Source organism: Pseudoalteromonas luteoviolacea (assembly GCF_001696455.1).
GTDB lineage: Bacteria > Pseudomonadota > Gammaproteobacteria > Enterobacterales > Alteromonadaceae > Pseudoalteromonas > Pseudoalteromonas luteoviolacea_C.
Genome location: NZ_MAUJ01000008.1, coordinates 76613 through 101096, shown reverse-complemented (window position 1 = coordinate 101096; position 24484 = coordinate 76613). Strand labels below are relative to the sequence as shown.

The 24484-nt window shown below is 46.1% G+C and carries 4 protein-coding genes; all 4 read left to right on the top strand.

Annotated elements, in window-relative coordinates; all coding sequences use genetic code 11:
• Positions 1-2: 2 nt before the first annotated feature.
• The 4 genes from A7985_RS19735 to A7985_RS19720 all read left to right on the top strand — a co-directional run bounded on the left by A7985_RS19735 (position 3) and on the right by A7985_RS19720 (position 24459).
• A complete protein-coding gene (locus A7985_RS19735; protein WP_065792205.1) occupies positions 3-9929 on the top strand; it encodes a non-ribosomal peptide synthetase in 9927 nt (3308 codons plus the stop codon).
• Positions 9926-21988, top strand: a complete 12063-nt coding sequence (locus A7985_RS19730; protein WP_065792204.1) for a non-ribosomal peptide synthetase — start codon at positions 9926-9928, stop codon at positions 21986-21988. The genes A7985_RS19735 and A7985_RS19730 overlap by 4 nt, the downstream gene beginning before the upstream one ends.
• A gap of 52 nt (positions 21989-22040) precedes the next feature.
• The gene (locus A7985_RS19725; RefSeq protein WP_065792203.1) at positions 22041-23006 is read left to right on the top strand and encodes a TauD/TfdA family dioxygenase; all 966 of its coding nucleotides are present in this window, start codon (positions 22041-22043) and stop codon (positions 23004-23006) included.
• Positions 23007-23088: 82 nt separating this feature from the next.
• Positions 23089-24459, top strand: a complete 1371-nt coding sequence (locus A7985_RS19720) for a serine hydrolase domain-containing protein (protein ID WP_065792202.1) — start codon at positions 23089-23091, stop codon at positions 24457-24459.
• Positions 24460-24484: the final 25 nt, after the last annotated feature.

Below are 24484 nucleotides of genomic sequence, written 5' to 3'. Positions count from 1 at the left end.
GAATGGAAAATTCAGCGATAGAAACTTTGTTGGCCGAGTTAGATGGTCAAGGGATATTTGTATATTTACAAGACGGGCGTCTTAAGCTCAGGAGTCGCAATAGCGATATTCCCGCAGAGAAGTTAGCGCTGATCCGAGCCCATAAACCTGAATTAATTGCCTACATGCAGCGGCACCATCAAAAGGTAGGTAGATTGTCTCGCGCTCAGCAACGTATTTGGTTTTTAGACAAATATGAAGAGCAGCTTAGTGCATATAATATGGCTGGCTTATTGAAGCTATCGCAGTCGTTTTCAGTGATGCAGGTGGAGCTTGCGATTAATAAGGTATTGCAACATTTTGATGTGCTTCGTAGCCAGTTTCGTCAAGAGGGGCAAGAAGTTAAGCAGGTTGTTGACCAACAAGCTACTTTGCATGTCAACGAGGTTTTGGCCACCGCAGAAGTTGACTTCGATACAGCAGCAGCGCTAGTTCAAGACCAACTTCAACATCGTTTTGACCTTGCAGCAGATTTATTAGTGCAAGCAAGCTTAATTACGCATCAAGGTCGAGGGGCGTGGTTGTATCTGTGTATGCATCATATTGTCGCAGATGGTTGGTCAATAAAGCTCTTTACTCAAGCTTTGCTGGATGAGCTAGCGGATAGTGAGTACCAAGCTCCTGCGCTACAGTATTTGGACTTTGTCCATTGGGAAAGTCAATATCAGCAAACCGCAGAGTATCAGTCACACCTTGCGTATTGGCAATCTTCTTTGGCTGATTTTGCTGTGTTTGAACTACCAACCAGTACGCCGCGCAGCGTGTACAAGCGCTACCAAGGTGCCCAACTCAATTTATTACTAGATCAAGATAAGACCCAACAGTTCAGGGCGCATTGCCAAGCACTGGGGATCACCCCATTTTCAGGTTATCTCGGAATTTTTTACGGCCTACTGTATCGTTATAGCCAAACCGAAGACATCACGGTGGGTGTGCCGGTATTGAATCGTGAACATCAAGATTTCGAATCTGTGGTTGGTTGCTTTATCAATACATTGCCTATGCGGCTCCAGGTTTCGGGCGAGTTGTCGCTCGATGAACTATGTAAGCAAACCCAGGCCCTGTCTGTAGAGAGCTTGGCGCATCAAGCAGTTGCAGTGGAAGATATTATTGACGCAATGGCACTGACAAAGTCCACATCACACTCTGCATTATTTCAGATCTTATTCAATTACAATGGAGTATCAACACAGTCCTTATCTAATGGCACTTTGAGTGGTGTTCTACAGGCGCTAGATAATCGCACAGCAAAATATGATTTAACCCTCAACATCAATGATGCTGAGCATGGAACTGAGCTTTGCTTTGACTATGCGAATACCTTGTTTGATAAGCGGTTTGTAGCACAATTTGCCCATGATTATCAGTTTATTGTCGAGGGACTTTTAAAGAACAGAGGCAACGTACCGCTGTGCCAAGTGAAATTGCTTTGTGCAGATAATTTGCCTAGTTTTGCTACTCAGCCTGCCGTTGAGGCCGATAAACCGATAACGGTAATTGAAGCCATTTACCGAATCGCGCAAAACGCCCCCAAAAGTACCGCGCTGGTTCAAGCCAATACCAATACACTACAAGCTGCGACCGTGTTGAGTTATCACGATTTATGTTCGCAGGTTGATATCCTAGCTTGCCATTTACAGAGTTTTGGCGGCACGAAAAAAGCCCCAATAACCCTGTTAGTGAACAAATCAGTGGACAGTGTGATTTGGATGCTAAGTGCTATGCGTGCGGGCATCACTTATCTACCGATAGATATCGCCACGCCAACTGCACGTATTGTAGAGATAATGCAGCAAGCAAACAGTGATTGGATAATGGGCCCCGATTCTCTGTTGGAAGCAGCTGCCGAGCTTGAGGCGCAGGGTGTTTCTGTCCTCACCCCCAGTAAGCTTAGCAATGCCCTATCGGATACCATGGTTGCTGCGTTTCCAAATGCAAGTGAGGTAGCCTACATCATGTTCACCTCTGGCAGTACTGGCAAACCGAAGGGCGCAGAGCTAAGTCATGAAGCATTGGCGCATTATGTTGATGGCGTGTCCGAATACGTTGAATTAAACAGCGACACTTGTGCTGGAGTCGTAACTGGGTTGGCTACTGATCTAGGCTTAACGGGGGTTTTCCCCGTGCTTGCGGCGGGTGGCAGCATCGTTTTAAATGACACACAGGAACCCGCAGCGCTGGTGGACTCACTAGTAAAAGAAGGTGTTAATTTTGTGAAGTTAACGCCTTCTTTTGCCAAAGAGCTTTGGCCTTGGCTCGTGTCCGCGAATGGGCTGAGCATCGCTCAGTGGGTCTTGGGGGGCGAGTCTTTAAGTACTCAGTTAGTCACTGACTTATACACTTTGCCAAGTACAGTTCGTGTACTTAACCACTATGGTCCGACCGAAGCATGTATTGGCGTCTGCGCATTTGCTGTACCGAGAGAGTTTAACGGTCACAGTGTGCCAATAGGGCAGCCGTTTTCACATGTTTCTTATGCGATATTAGATAAAACCTTGCAGCCTGTGCCAAGTGGCACCCCGGGAGAGTTATGTATTGGTGGTCCAAGCGTTGCTCGAGGATATGTAAATGATGAAGCGCAAACCACTAAGAGCTTTGTCAGTATCATTGACCGTCACGGTCAGTCGCGGCGCTATTATCGCACTGGTGATTGTGTAAAGTGTAATTTTGACAATCAACTTGAATTTTTAAATCGCTTGGATAATCAACCAAAGATCAATGGTTTTAGAGTTGATTTGAGCGATATTGAAAGCAAGCTATCCTCACTGCCGGAGGTGAATTCTGCTGCGGTGATCAGTCGCGAGGTTGTTGGTGTTGAAACCCTCTTAGGGTACTTTGTTACGAGTGACAGAGCGCAGGACTCAGCACAGTGCGAACAACGTATTCGTCTTCAACTCAAGCAGCTGTTGCCGACACATTTAATCCCAACGTATATCATCGGTGTGAATAGCCTGCCAAAACTGGCAAATGGCAAAGTAGATCGCAAACATCTTCAACAACTAACCTTGTCGCCAAATGGTGCGAGTCAGAGGGCCAAGACGCCAATTCAACGGCAGTTGGTCGCACTATTTGAATCCGTGACGGGGGGCACAGGCATTGGCATTGAGCAGAGCTTTTTTAGTGTTGGTGGCCATTCGCTATTGGCCATGCGGTTATTGAATGAGATAACAGAAACGTTTTCAGTGACGCTGAGCTTAAAAGATATTTTCGCAAACCCCAGTGTTGCTGAATTAGCCGAGTGCATAACAGCGCAAGGCGCGAATACCGCACAGATCGAATTACGCAACGTGGCTGAAAAATCGCATTATCCATTGTCGTTCGCACAGCAGCGCATTTGGTTCGTGGATCATATCCAAGGTCATAGCCAACAATACAATCTGCAAGGTGTTTACACATTGAACGGCCCCTTGGATTTGAAGGGGTTAGAGCAAGCATTTATTCGGGTGATTGGCACTCAGCAGATTCTGACTTATAACTACCACCAAGACGCCAGTGGCAATGTTTATCAAGCTCATAATCCAGCGCTGACCTTTGAACTAGATTTTGAAGACTTAAGCGCGATGCCTTCGTTGACGCAATCTCATCAAGTCGCAGAAATGGTGAGGCAGGATGCTGAACTGTCATTTAATTTATCAGCCGACCTATTGCTAAGAGCAAAAGTTAAAAAGTTGGCTGAGCAGGAACATGTATTACTTATCACGATGCACCACATCGTGTCAGATGGGTGGTCTATTGGGCTGTTAGCAAAGGCCATTGGTGAAGCTTATCGGGGTTTACGCACCGGCACAGAGGCGAATGTTGGCAAAGTACTGCAACACACCTATATGGACTATATTGACTGGCAAACGCGCGTCGCACAATCGGAAAAATGGCAAGCAAGTTTAGCATTTTGGCAGCAAGAATTGCATGATTTACCGCTTGAGCATGCATTGCCGACCGACAGGGATAGACCCAATCAAGTTATTCAAGGTGGTGGTTTGCGTTGTATCGAATTGCCTAAGGCCTTAAGGCAATCACTTAAAGCATTCAGCCAAGAATCGGGGTTTACCTTATTTCAGGTCCTAAAAACAGTATTCAGCCTTTGGTTAAGTCGAGCACAACAGCGACGTGAAGTCGTCATTTCAACACCAGTTTCGGGTCGTTCAATGCAAGCATTTGAGCCCCTGATCGGCAACTTCATAAATACGTTAATTCTCAGAGATAAGCACACCGATGACATCGACTTTTTGACTGCGTTGAGCAACTCTCAAAAGCAACTTGCCACTGTGCAACTACATCAAGACATTCCCTTTGATACGTTAGTAGATGAGTTACAAGTTGCACGTAGCTTGGCATTGCACCCTTTGTCCCAGATTGTGTTCAGAGCGAATAATGAAGTTAATGAGACTCTAGATTTAGAGGGTCTTGAAGTGACGTTGCACGCACAAAATCAGCGCAATGCAAAAGTGGATTTAGAGGTCTCGGTGATTGATGACGAGTGTCATTGCGTCATTGAATGGCTATACGATACGGCACTATGGGACGAGCAAAGTATAGCAGCATTCAGTGAGCAATATCTGCTTGTATTACAGCAGTGTTTGGCTGACCCAGAGGTGCAACTATCACAGCTACAACTATGGTCCCTACAGGCACAGCAATTATTTATTACGAAATCTCAGTCTATCGAATTTACGCAGTCAGAACCGAGTTCTTGGGCAAGCCAATTTTCAGACACCGCTGCGCGTTACCCACAGCATTGCGCGCTGTGTTTTGGTGATACGCAATTCACTTATCAAGCACTCGATAAGATCTCCAATCAGCTTGCGCATTGTTTATTGGAGATGGCATTTCCTGCGCAAAGTCGCATCGCATTGTTGTTAGAAGCGGGGCCATTGATCCCCATTGCAATGCTTGGCATTGCCAAGGCGAACCATGTTTATATCCCACTGCACACCGAAACGCCCACCAGTGCACTGGCGCATATTGTTGAAGATGCCGAGGTGATGCTGACATTGGCCATGAGTGATGATGCTGATAAATTGATTGAATCAGGAACTGACTTTTTATTACTGGATGACGTACTTGAAGCCGATTCACTGCTCAGTGCTTATCCGCATCACCTGCCCAATGATGATGACTTAGCAGTGTGCGAACTCCCCGTAGGACAAAGGCTGAGTTATATCATTTATACTTCCGGCTCTACGGGGGCGCCTAAAGGGGTGCCCATTTCACATGGCAACTTACAGGGGTATTTATTACATGCTCAGCGTGATTATTTAGGTGCGCAACCACAACTAACGGGGGCTGTAATGAGCACGCCCGTGGCATTTGATGCAACAGTGACAGCCATTGTGCCTACTTTATTATCAGGTGCGACGCTGACCATTGCACATCAAGGTGCCGAATTGATCCCAGAGCTTATCCAGTTACTTTGGCATGAAGAAGCTCGCCTCTTTAAACTTACACCAGCACATTTACGCGCCATCTTGGGACTGTCTAGTGACACGTCTGTCTGCCTAACACCGCACACGGTTGTTGTTGGTGGGGAGGCACTAGAAAGTGAGCTCATTGCATCACTCAGAGAAAAGTTACCTAACTGCCGATGGATAAACGAGTACGGACCCACAGAGACCACTGTGGGTGTCAGTGTCTTTGAAATCCCCCCTGAGATGTCAACAGCGCAACTGCAAACCACAAAAGATGTACCTATTGGTCTGCCCATTGAGGGCGTTAATATGTTAGTGGTTGATGAGTTTGATCAACCCGTTGTGCGCAATATGCCAGGCGAATTACTGATTACAGGAAAAGCCGTCAGTTCTGGATACATCAATCAGCCTGAGTTGACCGCGCAAAAGTTTGGCGTGCGAGCAGTATCTCAAGCGCAAATGCAAACCTGTTATCGTTCAGGTGATGTGGTGAAGTGGCACGTGGATAATAACGGTTGGCCTGAATATCTGCGTTTTCTTGGGAGAGTGGATGAGCAAGTCAAACTGCGTGGGTACCGTATTGATTTAGAAGCTGTTTTACATTGTATTAGAGCAATTCCCGAGGTGGATGACTGTGCACTGACGCTGGATGATGCGCAGCAAAGTATGACGGCGCACATTGTTTATAAATCTGGCTACGCGCTCAGCGAGCGACAAGTACGCCAGCTTATTGCGAAAGACTTGCCGCCTTACATGTTGCCTGCTGCTTATTGTCCAGTAGAAGCTATTCCACTCACGCGCAATGGCAAAGTAGATAAACAAGCATTGATAGAGGCACTGCATGGCAATTCAATCCACAGTATAGGCAGCCACAGCCCGCTTCCCGAGACTTTGACTGAGATGGAGCAGTACTTACTTAACTTATATGGTGAAGTGCTACTGACAGGGCAGATTGGGCTAGATGACAGCTTTTTTGAACTAGGTGGACACTCGTTATTGGCCATTCGATTAGTCAGCCAAATTCGGCAAGAAAAACACATTGATATCACCTTGCCACAATTGTTCAAAACACCAAGTATCAGTGCGTTAGCAGCAGCACTGCCAGAGTTTGATAAGCTCACGAAAGAGCAAGCGATCCCAGTGGTCGCCAGAACGCATACCCTGCCTCTGTCCTTTGCACAACAAAGGCTATGGCTGATTGACCAATTACAAACAGGCAGCACACAGTACCATATGCCCGCAAGTTTTACTTTTACGGGAGAGTTTGATCTATCTGCATTTAGTGCGGCGTTAGCCAGCGTGATTGATAGACACGAAGTACTGCGCTCGATAATTCTTCCAGGTGCCAGTGGCGAAGCTCCTGAGCAGTTACCACGTGAGCAAGTCGAGACTCCACTAGTATATGAAGACATATCCGCATTGCCACCCAGTGAACAGCTCAAAAGGGAAAGTCAGTTAGTATCGCAAGTATGTGATAAGCCATTTGATTTGAGCCAAGATGTGATGCTCCGAGTGACCGTGATCAAGCGGGCGGAGCAAAAGTATTGGGTACACTTTAATATGCATCATATCGCCAGTGATGGTTGGTCGATGGCTATTTTAGTACGGGAGTTAATTGCTTTTTATCGTCATCATAGTGACGAGCAAAACTTCCCATTACCTTGCCATTTGGCTAGTCCACTGACAATACAATATGCTGACTTTGCTCACTGGCAGCGTCAAGAGCCCTTCGCTAAAACGCAAGCAGCTGCGCTGGAGTATTGGCAGCAAGCACTCAGTGATTGCCCTGTACTTCACCAACTACCACAAGACTATGCTCGCCCTAAAGTACAACTTCTGAGTGGCTTACGTCACAACATGGCACTGGATGCGGCGACGACAGCGGCTATTCGGGCGCACTGTCAGGCGCAAGGGGTGACACTGTTTATGTGGTTACACAGTGTCTTTACGCTGTTAGTCATGAGATTAAGCGGCGCAAATGATGTGGCCATAGGCTCGCCTGTTGCAGGTAGAGAGCAACAGGCTTTAAATGATTTAATTGGTTTTTTTGTCAACACATTGGTGATCCGTGGCAGAGCGGATAAGTCTCTGACTTTCAATGCGTGGTTAGCACAGCAAAAAGGCGTTATTTTAGGTGCATTTAAGCACCAAACGTTGCCGTTTGAACAGCTGGTAGAGGCGCTCATGCCCGAGCGCAGTTTGAGCCACCAGCCACTTTTTCAAATTTTATTTGCACTGCAAAACAATGAACCAGCGGACTTTGCTCTACCGCATTTACATATTGAAATGGAGCCGGCTAAAGCGCCAAACATGAAGTTTGACCTAGAAGTTAATGCCATTGAACGAGGTGATGGAATTGAATTCGAGTGGAATTTCAGCAGCGCACTATTTAGTACTCAAACCATTGCGGGTTTCGCACAAGCTTTTGCCGAGCTAGTCAGTTCTGCAATACACAACCCTGAAATGCAGATTAATCAATTGCCGATCTTAAGTGAAGCACAACAACGCGAAATGGCCCATGTCGGGTCGATGGCCAATAGGCAAGAGCATGCACCTTTGTGCCTCCATGACCGATTTGAAAACATCGCGTATTTACAAAAAGATAAGCAAGCGGTGAGCGATAATGAAGGAGGGAGCCTGAGTTATGGCGAACTTTGGCATCGCTCAGGCGAACTGGCAAGTCACCTTTTGACAGAAGGTGTACGTGCAGGTCAGCGCGTTGCGGTTTGTCTTTCTCCTTCAGTGGATATTGCGGTGTCGCTGTTGGCCATTTTACGAGCTGGATGTGCGTATGTCCCCATAGACCCTAAATTACCCGCACAGCGTATTCAGTTTATTTTGCAAGATAGTCAGGCGGCAGGCCTTATTACGCTTACTCGGCTAAAGCGTACACTTGCTAATCTATCCGACTCTATTGAGCAGACACCGATTATATTATTCTGTATTGATGAGATCACGCCTGATCTGAATAACAAAAGGGAATTACCCAAATCACATGTTACCGATATGGCATACCTGATCTATACCTCTGGTACAACAGGTCGGCCTAAAGGGGTACAAATTACGCACCAGAACCTGTATCACTATTTGTCCTATGTGGTTAGGGATTACACCAACTGCGATTTAGTGAGCAGTGTTGTGAGTACACCTTTGGCATTTGATGCAACGGTGACCTCTTTGTGGGGCGGGTTATTAGCAGGTATAGGGGTCGAATTCTTAGATGATAACGAGCAGATGTTACCGCAGTTGGCGAAACACCTGTTTGCTGATAGGGCTAAGCTTTTCAAAGTCACACCTGCACATTTACAAGGCGTATATGAGATTGCAAAACGGATGTCATTGCAACGTACGTTTAACGCGAAACACCAAGTGGTCATTGGGGGGGAAGCACTGACTTGCGAAGTGTTAAGTAATCTCAGCAAGTTTTTGCCCGCGACGCAATGGATCAATGAATATGGCCCTACCGAAACCACTGTAGGTACCTGCGTTTATCACTGTGACAGTGACACGCTCAGTGCATTAAGTGATGCTCAGGTGAAGCAAGTGCCCATTGGTATACCTTTACCTTATAGCCAGTGTGTAGTGCTGGACACTGAACAGCAGCTGGTGCCACAGGGGGTGGTCGGGGAATTATATATTTGTGGCGAGGGTGTCACACCTGGTTATACGTCGAGCGCACCACAACAGCAGGAAAAGCTGGTACATCTTTCATTCCAAGCGCAAGAAGAAGGCGTGCGATTTTATCGCACCGGAGACAAGGCGAGGTGGCTTGTTGATCCTGCTTCGAACAGGCTTCAGTTAAACTTTGAAGGGCGTACCGACGAACAAGTAAAACTGCGAGGGTATCGCATTGAACTCCATGAAATTGAGCACTATTTAAAACAACTCAATGAAGTGGATGATGCCTGTGTATTACTCAATGAAAAACAGGATAACCTTGAAGGGTTCGTTGTCAGTACCTGTTTTAAACTTGAGGGGGTATGCGCAAAACTGCTCGGCGAAGCTGAATTGGCACACATACAGGCGCAACTTGCCACACAATTGCCCGCTTACATGTTACCTCATCGCATGATTCAGGTTGCCACTCTGCCCTTAACGGTTAATGGCAAAATTGATACGCAAAAGTTGCGTACTATGGCACAAAATATAGGCCCGTCCCATGAAGCCGTGGCACCGCAATCCGAACTCGAACAATCATTGCTCACCATTTTCATGCAAGTCCTCGAAGTGCCGCAGTGTGGCGTGACAGACAGTTTCTTCGCCATGGGGGGGCACTCACTATTAGCTGTTCAATGTGTTGGCCTCATTCAGGAGCAGCTGGGGATAGCGATGCCGATGCGGATATTATTTGAGCGGCCAAGTGTCTCCTCACTCGCAAAGTGGGTGCGCATTCAAGCTTCCTTAGATTCGCCAGTTCAAGCTGTGGGGGCCTCTGATTCTTCGAACGATTCTTCGAACGATTCCTCAGAGGAGATGTTTCTGTGAATAGCATTGAACTGCAAGAAATCGAATCGTTGATCGCAGAAGCATTAGATGTTGGCGTAACGCTTTATGCTAAAGAGGGGCGTTTGGCATTTCGCCAAAAAGCAGCGTTTCCAGAACCCTTAAAGCAGCGTATTGTGGCGAGCAAGCCTCAGTTACTGGCGTACTTTGAGCAGCAAATAGAGGTGGGTAACAGTTCGACCTTGATGGCTATCCCCAAAGCAACCGTGACGGCGCATTTACCGCTCAGCTATGCACAAGAAGGGCTTTGGTTTATTGAGCAATTACAGGGCAGCCGGCAGTACTATATGCCTGCTGAATTCCATTTACGTGGCCAAGTGAATGTCCACGCATTTAGTCAAGCCGTGCGACGAGTCATAGAGCGACATGAGAGCCTACGCAGTACATTTCATGCAGATGACAGCTCTCAAGGTCGGCCTTATGTAAAGGTGCAATCCGAATTTGAGACACCCTTTGAGTATTTTGACGCAAGCCATCTGAAGGTACAAAAAAACGACCAAATTCGCGCACGCCTCGACGCTTTTCAGGCATTGCCATTTGATTTGTCTAAAGACCTATTAATACGTGCTTTATTGGTTTCTGATAATGAGGAACATTGGCTGGCGTTTAATATGCACCATATTGTGTCTGATGGTGCCTCGATGGCTAATTTGGTCGCTGAAATTACGCGCTTTTATGAGGGAGCAATCTGTTCAAAAGAAGTCTCTTTAGCGCCGTTAGCTTGCCAGTTTAGTGATTTCGCACAGTGGCAAAAAACGCAGTTAGATGATGCCTATTTTGAACAGCATATTGATTATTTTAAACGTATTTTAAAAGATAAATCACCCTTACAATCTTTGCCCACAGACAAGCCCAGAGCAGCGGTACAAAATGAACAAGGGGCGCGTTTGACACAGACATTATCGCCGTCGCTCAGTCGCAGTATAGTGTCACTTGCGGCAGCACAGCAAAGCTCTTTGTTTATGTGGTTTATGAGCGCATTTATGTTGTTTATTGGGCGTATTAACCAGCAATCCTCAGTGCTCATTGGTACGCCAGTACTGGGACGAGATCATCCCCAGCTAGAGCAGTTGATAGGTTTATTTGTCAATACACTGATTATCGAAGCCGAAATAGAACAGCAGCAAGGGTTTTCTCAGTGGCAAATTGCCCAACAAGCCCGCATTCTCGAGGCACTAGAATATCGTAATTTACCATTTGATAGAGTGGTTGAGCTGGCTTCTGATAGCCGTGACTTAAGTCACCACCCTGTCGTTCAAATTTTGTTTTCTTTAACTCAAGGGCAAGAAGCGGCCTTACAGTTACCGGGTCTGGAAGTGGTAGAGTCTGCGTCATCTGATAGTGAGCCCGTCGCTGTAAAATGTGACTTAGAGTTGCATGTTCAACATCAAGATAACGAATTAGTGCTGAGCTGGAAATATGATCGCAATTTATTTGAGCATGAAACCATCGCGCATTGGGCAAATAGTTTTGAAGTGATGCTATGTGGCATTGTGACCGCACCGCATACACCTGTTGGGCAACTGCCATTACTCAATGATGTCCAAAAGCAGGCCATGTTAACACAGTCTCATTATCAGCACGTACACTGGCCCCAACAAGACAGCATCGTATCTCTGTTTGAGCAGCAAGTGAATAAATTCACAACCAGAATAGCGCTAACAGACACAGAGTCGTCATTAACTTATGAGCAGCTCAGTCAACGGGTTGATAAATTAGCCGGTGGGTTACAAGCGCAAGGCTTACGACCAGAACAGCTGGTCCCCGTGAGTCTATCGCGCGGTGTGGACATGGTTGTGACCTTATTAGCCATACTTAAAGCGGGTGGAGCTTATGTTCCTATCGACCCGAGTTACCCTGTTGATCGAATAGAGTACATTGTGAATGATGTTGGCAGTGATTTACTGGTGTGTGATAAGCATACATTGGGACTATTCACGCACTTTAAAGTGACCTGTTTGTGCGTAGAAAATTTACTTTCTACGACGATAGAAGAACCCTATCGTGCAGTGCCGATCCTGCCTCAGCAGCTTGCCTATATGATTTACACATCTGGCACAACAGGCAAGCCAAAAGGGGTGCAAATCGAGCATCGCCACGTTGTGCGCTTATTACACACCGAGCCCAGTTTGTTTGACTTTAATGAACAGGATGTGTGGACCATGTTTCACTCATTTTGCTTCGACTTTTCTGTTTGGGAAATGTATGGGGCGTTATTGTTTGGCGGCAAACTTGTGATGGTCAAACAAGCAATTTACAAAGATACGACTGCTTTTGCTCAATTATTGCTGTCAGAACAAGTGACGGTGTTAAATCAAACGCCCAGCGCTTTCTATGTGCTGCAATCTTGTATGCAATCGCTGCTGGCAACAACCACGATTTCACCTGCGGTGCGCTATGTTATTTTTGGCGGAGAAGCGCTACAGCCAAGTAAAATCAGGCCCTGGCACGCAATGCTTCCTAATTGTCAGCTAATTAATATGTATGGCATTACAGAGACCACGGTACATGTGACATTTAAGCGTTTGACTGAGGCTGATTTAGCGCTGGGAGTGAGTAATATTGGCCAGCCTATTCCAACAACGACTTGCTATGTGTTGGACAATAACCAACAGCTACTTCCTCAAGGGGCGATTGGTGAGTTATTTGTGGGAGGAGAAGGCGTTGGACGAGGCTATTGGCAGCGCCCTGAGCTAAATAGCGCGCGCTTTTTTGACGTGAGTTTATCGACTCAGCATCGTGAGCGAGTCTACCGTTCAGGTGATTTGGTTAGGATGCTGCCCAATGGAGAATTGACTTACATAGGGCGTATTGACGACCAGGTAAAAGTGCGAGGTTATCGCATTGAATTGGGTGAAATTGAAAATCAGCTGAAATCACACCATTGGGTCCAAGAAGCGGTGGTACTTTTGAATGCTGATGCGCAGCAAGGGGCGACAATCGAGGCCTTTATTACAGAGCAAAGCGCCGCACAATTTCAAAATATGACTCAAGAATTAAAGCGCTTTCTCAAGCACTCTTTACCCGAATTTATGTTACCTCGCAGCGTAACAAGTGTGGCAAATATTCCGCTAACTGGAAACGGTAAAGTGGATAAAAAGCAGTTGTTTAAACTGATCGAAAAGGATGATTTAGTAACCAATTACGAAGCCCCAAAGAACGACATTGAGCGCCGTGTAGCAAGTGCATTTAAACAGGTTTTAAAATCGTCAAAAGTTGGCAGACTGGACGACTTCTTCAGTTTAGGGGGACACTCTTTACTTGCGGTAGAATTGATGAATTTCTTGCGCTCACATGAACAAGTATCTATTTCTTTGAAGGATATTTTCCAATTTCCCAGTGTAGCCTCTCTGTCAGAATCTATTCAACACACCTCGTCACAAGCAAACGAGTTTGAACAAGTCGTTATTCCCCAGCCTTCAGACGCTCAACAAGCCCCATTGTCGTTTGCCCAGCAACGACTTTGGACTCTGAATGCGATAAAAGCGCCTTTACAGGATACTGCGCTTTATCATGTTCCTTTGTTATTCGAAATTGAAGGCGAGCTTGATACTCATGCATTTGAGCAAGCGTGGTGTGAGGTTATTAATCACCACGAAATTTTGCGCACGATATACATAGAGTCGGCGCAACACGAAGTGATACAGCAAGTACAGTCATTACAGCGCGCGCCCATCACCAAGCTAGATATGAGTGCAGCAAGTGAGGCTGATATTGCACTGGCTTGGTTAAAGTTACAAAGGGATGAAAACCAAAAAGCATTTGCACTGGATAGCGATCTAATGGTTCGGGTGTATTTGTTAAAAGCCGCATCCCACCACTTTAAACTGCTGATTAATTTTCATCATATTGCTTGTGATGCGCACTCTTTACGCCTGATTGTAAGGGATTTTACGCGTGCCTATTCAGACGTGCTAACCGGTAAACTAAGGCAAACCGATAGCGCACACTCAGCGGGAAGAATCCGTTATATCGATTATGCGAATTGGCAGCGGGACAAATTGCAAGGACATGCTTACGAAAGGCTGTGTGCATTTTGGCAAACCCATTTAGCTGATGCGCCTGTTGTGCATCAGCTTCCCCTCGATAAGCCGCGTAAAAAGCAAGTTGAACAGCTCGGTGGACAATATATACACTTATTTGATGAGCGACGGGTTGCAGAGATAACGGCGCAATGTCAGAGCTTAGGAGTCAGTACTTTTATCTGGTTGCACTCGTTGTTTTCGTTATGTGTTGCGCGTTTTAGCCATTGCCAAGACGTGGTTATCGGTTCGCCATTTTCAGGACGAACTGCTCACCAGTTGGAGAATGTGGCTGGCTTTTTTGTTAACACCTTGCCGATACGTATGCGTTTTGATGAGCAGATGACGTGGCAGGAGCTGATTGCTCAACAAAAAGCGCTTATCTTAGCCGTTCATCAACACCAAGACATGCCGTTTGAAAAAATTGTTGATGTATTGCAGCAACCGCGAGATTTGAGTCACCATCGAGTTTTTCAAATCAGCTTTGCTTTTGATCCTAAAGACGACAGTGCGTTGGAATTGAACGGGTTGAAGATAACACCGGTCGCGCAACAGCATGTCAGTGCAAAATTTGAATTAGACCTCACATGCAGTGAGACGGAATCTGGGTTGAAGCTCAATTGGATCTACAATAAAGCGGTATTTGAGCGTGTCACCATTGAACGAATAGCGCAGGCGTTTGATGTACTGGTGCAAAGTGCTTTGGCTTCACCAAATCAATTGGTATCCAAGTTGTCAATGACACAGCAAAGCGATTGGCAAGAGGCCACGATAAAAGGCCCAAATTATGAGCTTGAAGAAACGTGTGTGGTCAACCAAGTTCTTAGACACCGCTCAGACATTAAAGTCTGGCAGCGTACCGCTTTGATTGATGCTGATGGTCGAACAATGAGTTATCAAGCCCTCGATTGTGCTTCACAGCACTTGGCACACAGGTTGGTGGCCGCGGGGGTGAAAGGCGAAGACAAAGTATTGCTGTGTTTGGCGTCAGGTATTGACTGGGTCGTTGCCATGTTTGCAGTGATGCGAGTCGGCGGATGTTATGTTCCACTCGATCCGAATTATCCAGCAGCAAGAATACGCCACATAGCGCAAGATAGTGGCTGCCAGTGTGTCATTACTTACAGTGACTTCACGGGTATTTTAGAACCGTGCATTCAGCCGTCACAACAGCTTGTGTTATTGGATGATGGTTTAGCTAGCGCTCAGTCCGGGGAGCAGCGCTTACTACCCCACGTCATAGACAAGTTACACCCAGCTTATGTGATATACACATCAGGAACCACTGGTACGCCGAAGGGAGTCGTAGTACCTCATCAAGGCTTAAGTAACCTATGTCAATGGCATCGGCGTGCATTTGAAGTAAAGAGCAGCAGTGTCGCGACACAGACGGCAAATGTGGCTTTTGATGCGGCGACTTGGGAGGTTTGGCCTTACTTATGTGCTGGTGCAACGCTGACCTTTGTACCTCAATCTGTTTACAGTGATGCGCAAGCCTTAACGCAGTGTATGAATAAGTTTGCTGTGACGCACAGTTTTTTGGCAACCCCCATTGCTATGGCTGTATTGGCAGACAGCACTTTTAGTCCCCGAGACCTTGAGTATCTGTTAGTGGGGGGAGATAAGCTGAGCAGTATTGATGTCAGTCGCTTTGATTTTAAGCTCATCAATAACTATGGCCCCACAGAAACGGCCGTCGTGGCCACTTCAGGTATGGTGAGCAAGTCATGTGATGCCATTCCTGATATAGGCAAACCCATTGATAATACCCAGCTGCTGATTTTGGACAAATCCAGCCAATTGCAACCACCTGGCGCAATCGGAGAGCTCTATATATCAGGCATAGGTTTGGCACTTGGTTACCTCAATCGTTCGCAAATGACCGATGAGCGCTTTATTAATTGGCAAGCACCCGATGGCAAAATGCTAAGGGCATATCGCAGTGGTGATATGGTACGTTTACGCAAAGATGGTCGTTTGGCATATCTTGGGCGCAATGATGAGCAAGTAAAGTTACGCGGGTATCGGATTGAACTTGACGAGATAGCGGCGCAATTGCAGCAGGTTTCGGCTGTGGAAAAGTGTGCTGTCTTACCGTGCCTTAATACGAATAACAACGAACAGCTGGTGGCGTTTATAATTCCCCATCAAGGTAAAGCTGAGCCGTTTTGTGCCCAAGCGATAGAAGCGCAGTTATGCAAAGTGTTACCGAATTATATGCTGCCAAGTCACTATATTGCGCTTGCGGATTTTCCTCTGACCGCGCATGGTAAAATAGACAAACGCGCCCTCCAGACGCGATTTGAACATCATTGTAATCAGCAAAGCGCTGATTTATCGTTACCGCAGCGCACTCCAACTACGACGTTACAAGACCAGTTACTGTCTTTATACCGAGAGGTATTAAACAACGCTGAATTCACAGCACACTGCGACTTTTTTGCCTTTGGTGGTGACTCTATTCTCTGTATTCAACTTGTTAGCCGAGCACGCAGCTTAGACATTGAACTTAGCGTTTCGGATATTTTCACTTATACCACTGTGGCAAAACTTAGCGAACATTTGGCCACCACGCAGCACATCAATGTAACAAGCAGTGAACAGGTGCTTTGCAGCGGTATTTTGGAGCCTCTGCCCACGCAACAATGGTTTTTTGAGCAAGCGTTCTCAACCCCAGAGCACTGGAACCAAGCGGTGATGGTAGAGGTTGATAAAGTGGTGGGTATTGCAGATATACATCGGTCAGTCGCGTGTTTGATGCGCCTTCACGACAGTTTACGGTTGGTTGTTGATGGCAAGCCGCCATCGAGCTCACTGCGGTTTGAGCCAACAATAGACCCACAGCAAGTCACAGAGGTTTTGGATATCAGCAAAGAGACGGCTTGGCGTGAAGTACTTCAGGTGCAGTGTGATTTTATCCAGCGTTCATTGCGCTTTGATGGCGCTCCTTTGCTGCGAGTACTGTATATCAACACTCCGACTAGCGAGCAGTCCAATCGACTCATGCTCGTTGCGCATCATTTGCTGGTTGATGGGGTTTCTTGGCGAGTGTTGTTAGAAGACCTTACTCACTGTCTACAAATGAGCTTAGATGGCCGCACAATTCCCAGCCGTTCATCGCAGGCGAATCTACAACAAATAGCGGATTATTTTAAGTGTTATGCGCAACAACTTGGCAGTACGGATACTTGGATTAACTGTGTTAAAGCTGCAAATCAGCAGGCGCTTTTTGCAAAATCAACCTTACACGTAGGCAAGGGAATTGGGCAATTACAGCTGAGTTTACCTCAGGAACAGACGCAATCACTGCTGACGCGCGCAAATCGACCTTATAACACCCAGATTCAAACACTGTTGTTGGCGGCTCTACAATTTTCGGTGATGCAGCAGTATCAGGTGCAATCACAAGTGGTAATGATGGAAGGTCATGGCCGAGAGTTATTAAAAGGCAAGTGCTTAGGCAGCGAAACCACAGGGTGGATGACTGCAATGTATCCGCTGCACTTGTTTGTCAATTCAAACCGCTTAGAAGATGTTATATGCGCAACCAAAGAAGCACTGAGTTCGTGCCAATCAAAAGCCAGTGAATACGGCATTTTGCGTTATATGCACCCAGATAAAGTGTGTCGAGATGCATTGCAAATAAACTCTAGCAGATTGATATTCTTCAACTACTTAGGCCAGCTTGATAGCGTCATAAATCGACATGGGTTACTCGGTGATGCGGCAGAAAGTTGTGGCACCCTCATCAGTGCAGATAATCAGAGTTACTATGCTATGCAGCTCACCGCGGCGGTGCATGGAGAGTGCCTCACGGTAAACATAGACTACGATGTCGCTAGGTTGACTGAGTCAGAAGCCAACGCGTTTGCAAATCGGCTCACGGAGGCATTAGAGGCGATAGTCACGCACTGTGAAGGTGTATCAGAACGCTGCTACACTGCCAGTGATTTCCCGCTTGTGTCTTCTTGTTCTCAGCGTCAGCTGAATCAATTAGTTGCTAAATACAGTCAGGTAGGTGTAACAGATATCTACCCACTGAGCCACTTACAACAGGGGATGTGGTTTCAAAGCCAACTTAGTACGGCGGCAATGGCACCTTACCTTGAACAGAGTCGAATGATGTTCAAAGGCACGTTTGATTGCGAAGCATTTGTGTATGCTTGGCAGCGGGTAATGACACAGCACAGTATATTGCGTACTGCGTTCACCACCCTAGATGGTGAGCCAGTTCAAGTGGTGGTAGAAAGCGCAGTACTGCCTGTACACATTGATACCGATCTCGACATTCCCGTCGATGAGCAAATGCATTACCTAGACACTGTGGCGGAGCAAGAATATCAGCAGGGGATCCGGTTAGAGCGTGCGCCTTGCATGCGATTACGCTTATTGCAACTGGGCAGCACACGTTGGGGATTTGTATGGACTTATCATCATATGGTCATGGACGGTTGGTCCGTGCCAGTCCTGTTCAGTGAGATCTTAGGTTTTTATCAAGCACGTATAGAAGGAAGAAATACACCTGTCACTCAGGATAACTATGCAGACTTTATCCAACTTTTAGACAAACAACCCGCGCAAAGTGCGTTGCAATTTTGGCAGTCTTATTTACAGGATATTGATACCCCCACATTGATCAGTGAGCACTTGAGTGCATCAGAGCACGATGCCGATATTCAGTACAAAGAGCAGACTTTGCAACTGCCATTGTCACTGTGCAGCCAGATTAGACATTGTACGGTAAAGTTTGGGCTGACAGCGAATCATGTGATCCAGAGTGTATTTGCATACTGGTTGAGTGTTTGTTGCCAAAGTCAATATGCCTTGTTTGGGCAAACCATTGCTGGCCGCCCAACAGAATTAAAGAACATGGAGAACCGAGTGGGCGCATATATCAATACCCAAGCGGTTTTGGTGCCCATCGACATGGACATGACAGTGCAAGATTATCTTTTGGCTTGCAAAGACAATTTTGCGATGTTGACTGGGTTTACCCAAAGCGCGCTCAGTGATGTGCAAAGTTGTAGCCTGATAGATAACAATCGAGATTTATTTGATGCTCTATATGTCTTTGAAAACTTCCCGCAATCACCATTGAGTACACAGGCTGATATGCCATTTGAGGTGGAGTATCAAAGCGATAAAGATCAAACGCATTATCCCCTGACGTTGGTGGTATCAGGGAGTGAGCAACTATCACTCACCGCGTGTTACCAGAACCAACTACTCACTGAGCAAAGTGCAACACACTTTTTGGCTATGTTGGCGCTACTGATTGAGGAAGTGTGTAAAACTCCTCAGCAAAAGTTAAGTCAGCTGCCGCATGTGCTGCCAAATGAACGCGCAGCAGATAAGTCCCTACTCATTCCTACTGCCAATATAGCGGTATCGGGTGCACCAACCGCAACGTCAATTTCGCAGCATTGCTCTGTGGCAAGCGCCTTTGAAGAGATAGCTGCGCGATATAAACACGAAGACGCGATAGCCTTTTACGACGGCTCTGCCAAGACTCCGACAGCGCGCATTACCTACGAGGCACTCGATAATCAAGCCGATCAATTGGCTCTGTGGCTTAAAGGAAAGTTTGCCCACTTATCGACTCAGCCAATTGTAGGGATTTGTGTTGAGCCCAGTATAGACTTAATCATTAGTATTTTAGCCGTGTTGAAAGCGGGGGGAGCTTATCTGCCCATCACCTCCTCACTGCCAGAGGCAAGAAAGCGTTTGATTGCTGACAATGCAAATACTGTTTTTATCCTTGCGGATCAACCCCTATGGCAAAACGAGCAACCCAGCTGTGACACTTATTTCCTGAATGACATAGAGGTCACCCAACAGAGTACGCTTGTTAATATAGCTGCGACATCTTCAGCATCCGATCTTTGCTACGTGATTTACACGTCGGGAACTACAGGGGTACCCAAAGGAGTCATGGTTGAGCAGAAAAGCGTCCTGAATTATGTCGACTTTTTGTCTCGACAATACAAGATCTCCAATCGAGATAACTATTTACAATTTGCCAGCTTTAGCTTTGATGTATTTGCAGAAGAAGTGTTTTGCTGTTTATTAAATGGTGCCACGTTGGTGATGAGTGAACAATCACGACTCTTAGATGTGCAGGCACTGAGTGGACTTAGCCATCAAGCTGACTTGACTTTAATGAGCCTACCAACCGCTTACTGGCATCAATTGAGTGCTTCGTCGTTGACATTAAATCCTCAATTACGCGCTATCACGATAGGTGGTGAGCAAATGCAAATAGCCGCGCTGCGTGCGTGGCAAGAGCAACAAGGCGAGCAAATTCGATTGATCAACGCTTATGGCCCGACCGAGGCAACAATCTCAACAACGTTGCAGGATGTAACGGCCTATAAAGGCGATGAAATCGCCATTGGTCGAGCGGTTGATGGCGTAAAATTACATATACTTGATGCAAACCTCAAACCCTTACCCGACTATGTAACGGGTGATCTATTTATCAGTGGTGAGGCGCTTGCAAGGGGTTACCTTGGCGATGTAGAGAAAACGGCGCAGGCTTTTATCACAGATCCTGATACCGGTATTAGGCTCTATAAAACGGGTGATAGAGTTAAGGTTAATAGTCAACAAGAACTGGTGTATATAGGTCGCCAAGATGGCCAAGTGAAAGTGCGAGGTTACCGGATTGAGCTAGCAGAGATAGAGCGTCAGCTCTTGGCTTTGCAAGTTGTTAGTCAATGCGCGGTGGTCGTTCGTCAAGATAGCAGCAACCATGCTCAGCTGGTGGCCTTTGTGGAGCTACAAGATAAACAGGTTTCAACAAATGAGCTACTTGAGCGGCTTAAAGCGCAGCTACCTAGCTATATGGTGCCACATCTACTCGTCCCCATTGAGTGTTTGCCTCATACAGCAAATGGCAAATTAGATCGAAAAGCGTTAACACAGCAAGCGTTGCAACAGAGTGCTGAGCAGGATGCCTACCTAGCACCAAAAAGCGTATTACAAAAAAGTTTAGCAAGGCAGTTTGAGGGGCTGCTTAAGGTTGAGCAAGTTGGCCTTGATGATGATTTCTTTTTGCTCGGTGGCCACTCTTTATTGGTGATGCGCTTAGTCGCTGACATTGAAGTCCATTTAAAAATCTCAGTGCCTTTAGCGACCGTGATACAAAGTCCAACAGTAGGAGCATTGGCCAGTTATATCGAAGCCCAACGATCTGCTCAGCGACAACACGAAGCGCAATTACGTACTTTGATGTGCCTCCAAGATGGTGAGAGTGGCTTTACACCTGTGGTCCTGATTGCGGGCGCCGGTGGAATGCTCATGGCGTTTCAGCGTTTAGTGGAAGAGTTGGACCCGAGGATCCCAGTATATGGCTTGCAGCCTGATGAAATAGCCCATGACCCTATTACGATTGGTTCGGTTGGACACACAGCTGCACATTATTTAAAAGCGATACAAGCAATGCAATCGGTTCATTTGGTCGGGCATTCATTTGGCAGCTTTATTGGCTATGAAATGGCGCAGCAAGCTTCTCGGGGTGAAATACGTTCATTGACAGTAATCGACACACCATTGCCAACTAAGCCAATGCACAGCGTTGATGAAGCGCAGATTAGTCAGTTTATGCTGGACAATCTTTGCGAATTTTTCCATTTAACACCGCGACAAAATGAGATTGCCCACTATATTCAAATGGCTGAATCGTCAAAGTTAACGATCTTGGCCGAGTGGTTAGAGCAAGCAGGTATATATTTTTCTAAAGCACAACTAGAACGCTTTTATCAGACATATAGAGCGCAGCTACTGGCGAAAGTCGAACTGCATGCGCCACTGTCAGAATTACCCGTAACAGTGATAAAGGCTTCGGAGACAGCTGTGTTTGAGGGGCGAGAAATTAATTTAGATATGGGATGGCGGCGTGTAGTTAGGGACATCAAGGCATTAGAAATAGACGGTGATCACCTTTCAATTTTACAAAACCAAGAGGCGTTAACTCACCTCGTGGCAGAGATAGAAAGTAACTACATACTGCACAAATAAATGTAAATATTATGTTGTAATTTTATCTTACCTAGTTAAGGATGGGAATAGAATGGATCAGTTACTAGCGCTCGATAGTGAGGCCAATATGGCCACAAGAGATAGGTTTATTCATGACCTATCGGCTCACAAGCAAAGTGGATTAGCTTGGGTAAAGAGCCACATAAAAGAGATTAATGAATGGGTAGACAAAGATGGCGTGGCATTGCTTCGAGGTTTGAACATTGTCAGCACCAATCAGTTCAGCAGTATTTTAGAAGCGATTTTTGGTGAACCGTTAAGCCAGTATGTATACCGCTCTTCACCACGTACTGCACTGAGAAATAATGTTTATACCACAACGGAGTATCACGCCGAACAGGTGATTTTACAGCACAATGAAAATGCGTATTCAAATTGTTGGCCGATGAGAATGGGGTTTTTCTGTGTGGTGCCAGCAAAAACAGGTGGTAACACGCCACTTGCTGACAGCCGAGAAGTCTACAAGCAGTTACCAATTGCGCTGCGTGAAAAGTTCGAAAAACTCGGTGTAATGTATGTCAGAAATTACGGAGACATAGACCTACCTTGGCAGGAGGTGTTCCAGACCCAAAGTAAGGAAGAAGTGGAAGCATATTGCTGGAAAAACGACATTATTTTTGAGTGGAAGTCTGATGATCACTTACAAACCAAACAAATTCGACCAGCGGTAGCGACTCACCCACAAACAAAAGAAAAGGTGTGGTTTAACCAAGCGCACTTGTTCCATTGTTCCAGCATTGATAATCAGATGCCGGAGTCCATGCGTGAGAGTATTGGCTTAGACAGATTGCCGCGCAATGCCTACTTCGGTGATGGCAGTGAAATAAGCGCAGAAGATATTGCGACCATCAACGAGGTGTATAGGTCATTAACGTTTGCCTACCAATGGCAGCGCAACGACATCATGTTGCTCGACAACATGTTGTACACCCACGGCAGAGAAGCGTTTACCGGGACTCGCAAGGTCTTGGTCGGCATGGCCAAAGCGGCATATTAAGGCTTTGGTTTGGTAGCTAGATGAGTTTTGTTAGTAGTAGAGAAGTTGGCAAATTAACTTAACAACTCTAAGGAAACAAAAAATGAACGGGCTTTATCAACAGCAACTGAGGGTCGTATGCCTTTGTTGTATGAGTTTACTTTTGACCTCGTGTTTTAAAAATAGCGTGGCAAAAGACAACACCATCACAGCTGAGCAGATTGAGAAGTTTAAGGTCACGGTGGCTGATTACTGTGACAAGATGGTGTTTTTTGGCAGTATATATGTGACCTCGGGTGAAAGCGTGGTGTATGAGGCCAACTGTGGACCACAGAACATTCAATATAATGTCGCCAATACTTCCGACTCTAAATACCGTATCGGCTCAAATACCAAGGAGTTTGCCGCTGCAATTTTACTGCGTATGCTCGCGGGTAAAGATCTGAAAACAGAAACTGTTGGAGACTATTTACCTTGGTACCCTAAGAATCAGTGTGCTGATGTCTCGCTACACAATTTACTGAGTATGTCTTCTGGTATTGATAACTACAGCGATAACCCAGAGGTTTACCTAGACTGGGGGTGGAGACCGTATTTATACGATGATACGCTGGATTTAAATGGCCCTGAAGGATTTGGTAACCGCTTCTGTACCTGTACGGAACAAGACAATAAACCAAGCTTTACGCCGGGCTCAAAGTTCACCTACAGCAACTGTAATTACTATCTTATTGGAAATATTATCGAGCAAATAGCGGCTGGCAAGCAGGGCGAGATAGATCCTAGTTTTTACTTCAGAAATATTGTTAAAGAACAAATTTTAGATCCGCTTAGCATGACGGACAGCGGATCCTTTAATGCCATTGGCATATATGAAAACATGACCACGGGTTATGTATTCGATGAGAATCAGTACTTACCTCTAACAACGGGCCGACCGCCTGAAACCGGTGGTCCAGCGCCGTATGAGCATATCTTCAAAAACCCATATAGCAATCCGTTGGTGCTTTATTCTGCGGGTGATATGTACTCCACAGTAAAAGACATGCACAAGTGGGATCAAGGCCTATATGGCGACACCATTTTGAATGCTGAGCAAAAAGACATGGCGTTTGCCCCCTATCAAAATACGCAAAGTAGCGATGAGTGTGAGTACTTCGGATATGGCTGGTTCGTAACCTTCATAGACCCTAACCAATATGGCAAGGTCGCCGATTGTCCTGACGATCCGACGAGTACCAACCTAAATAAATATGAGAAATTTTTACAATATTCAGGTAGCTACCCTTATTCATGGGTGACCAGCTTTTCTCGCTTATTAGAGCGAGATCAGACGGTGATGGCGTTTAGCAATTATCACAAAACAGGCTATGAGTCTGATTGTATTGCTGAAGAGATCCGCAACATTATTTTCTATAACGATCGCCATCGCACAGAGCAATGCCAAGAAGTTTTAGATGGGGCAATCAACTAATTAAATAGCAATTTTAACCGGGCTG

Coding starts and splice junctions, on each gene's coding strand:
- A7985_RS19725 (WP_065792203.1), top strand. CDS start 22,041: ATGGATCAGTTACTAGCGCTCGATAGTGAGGCCAATATGGCCACAAGA.
- A7985_RS19735 (WP_065792205.1), top strand. CDS start 3: ATGGAAAATTCAGCGATAGAAACTTTGTTGGCCGAGTTAGATGGTCAA.
- A7985_RS19720 (WP_065792202.1), top strand. CDS start 23,089: ATGAACGGGCTTTATCAACAGCAACTGAGGGTCGTATGCCTTTGTTGT.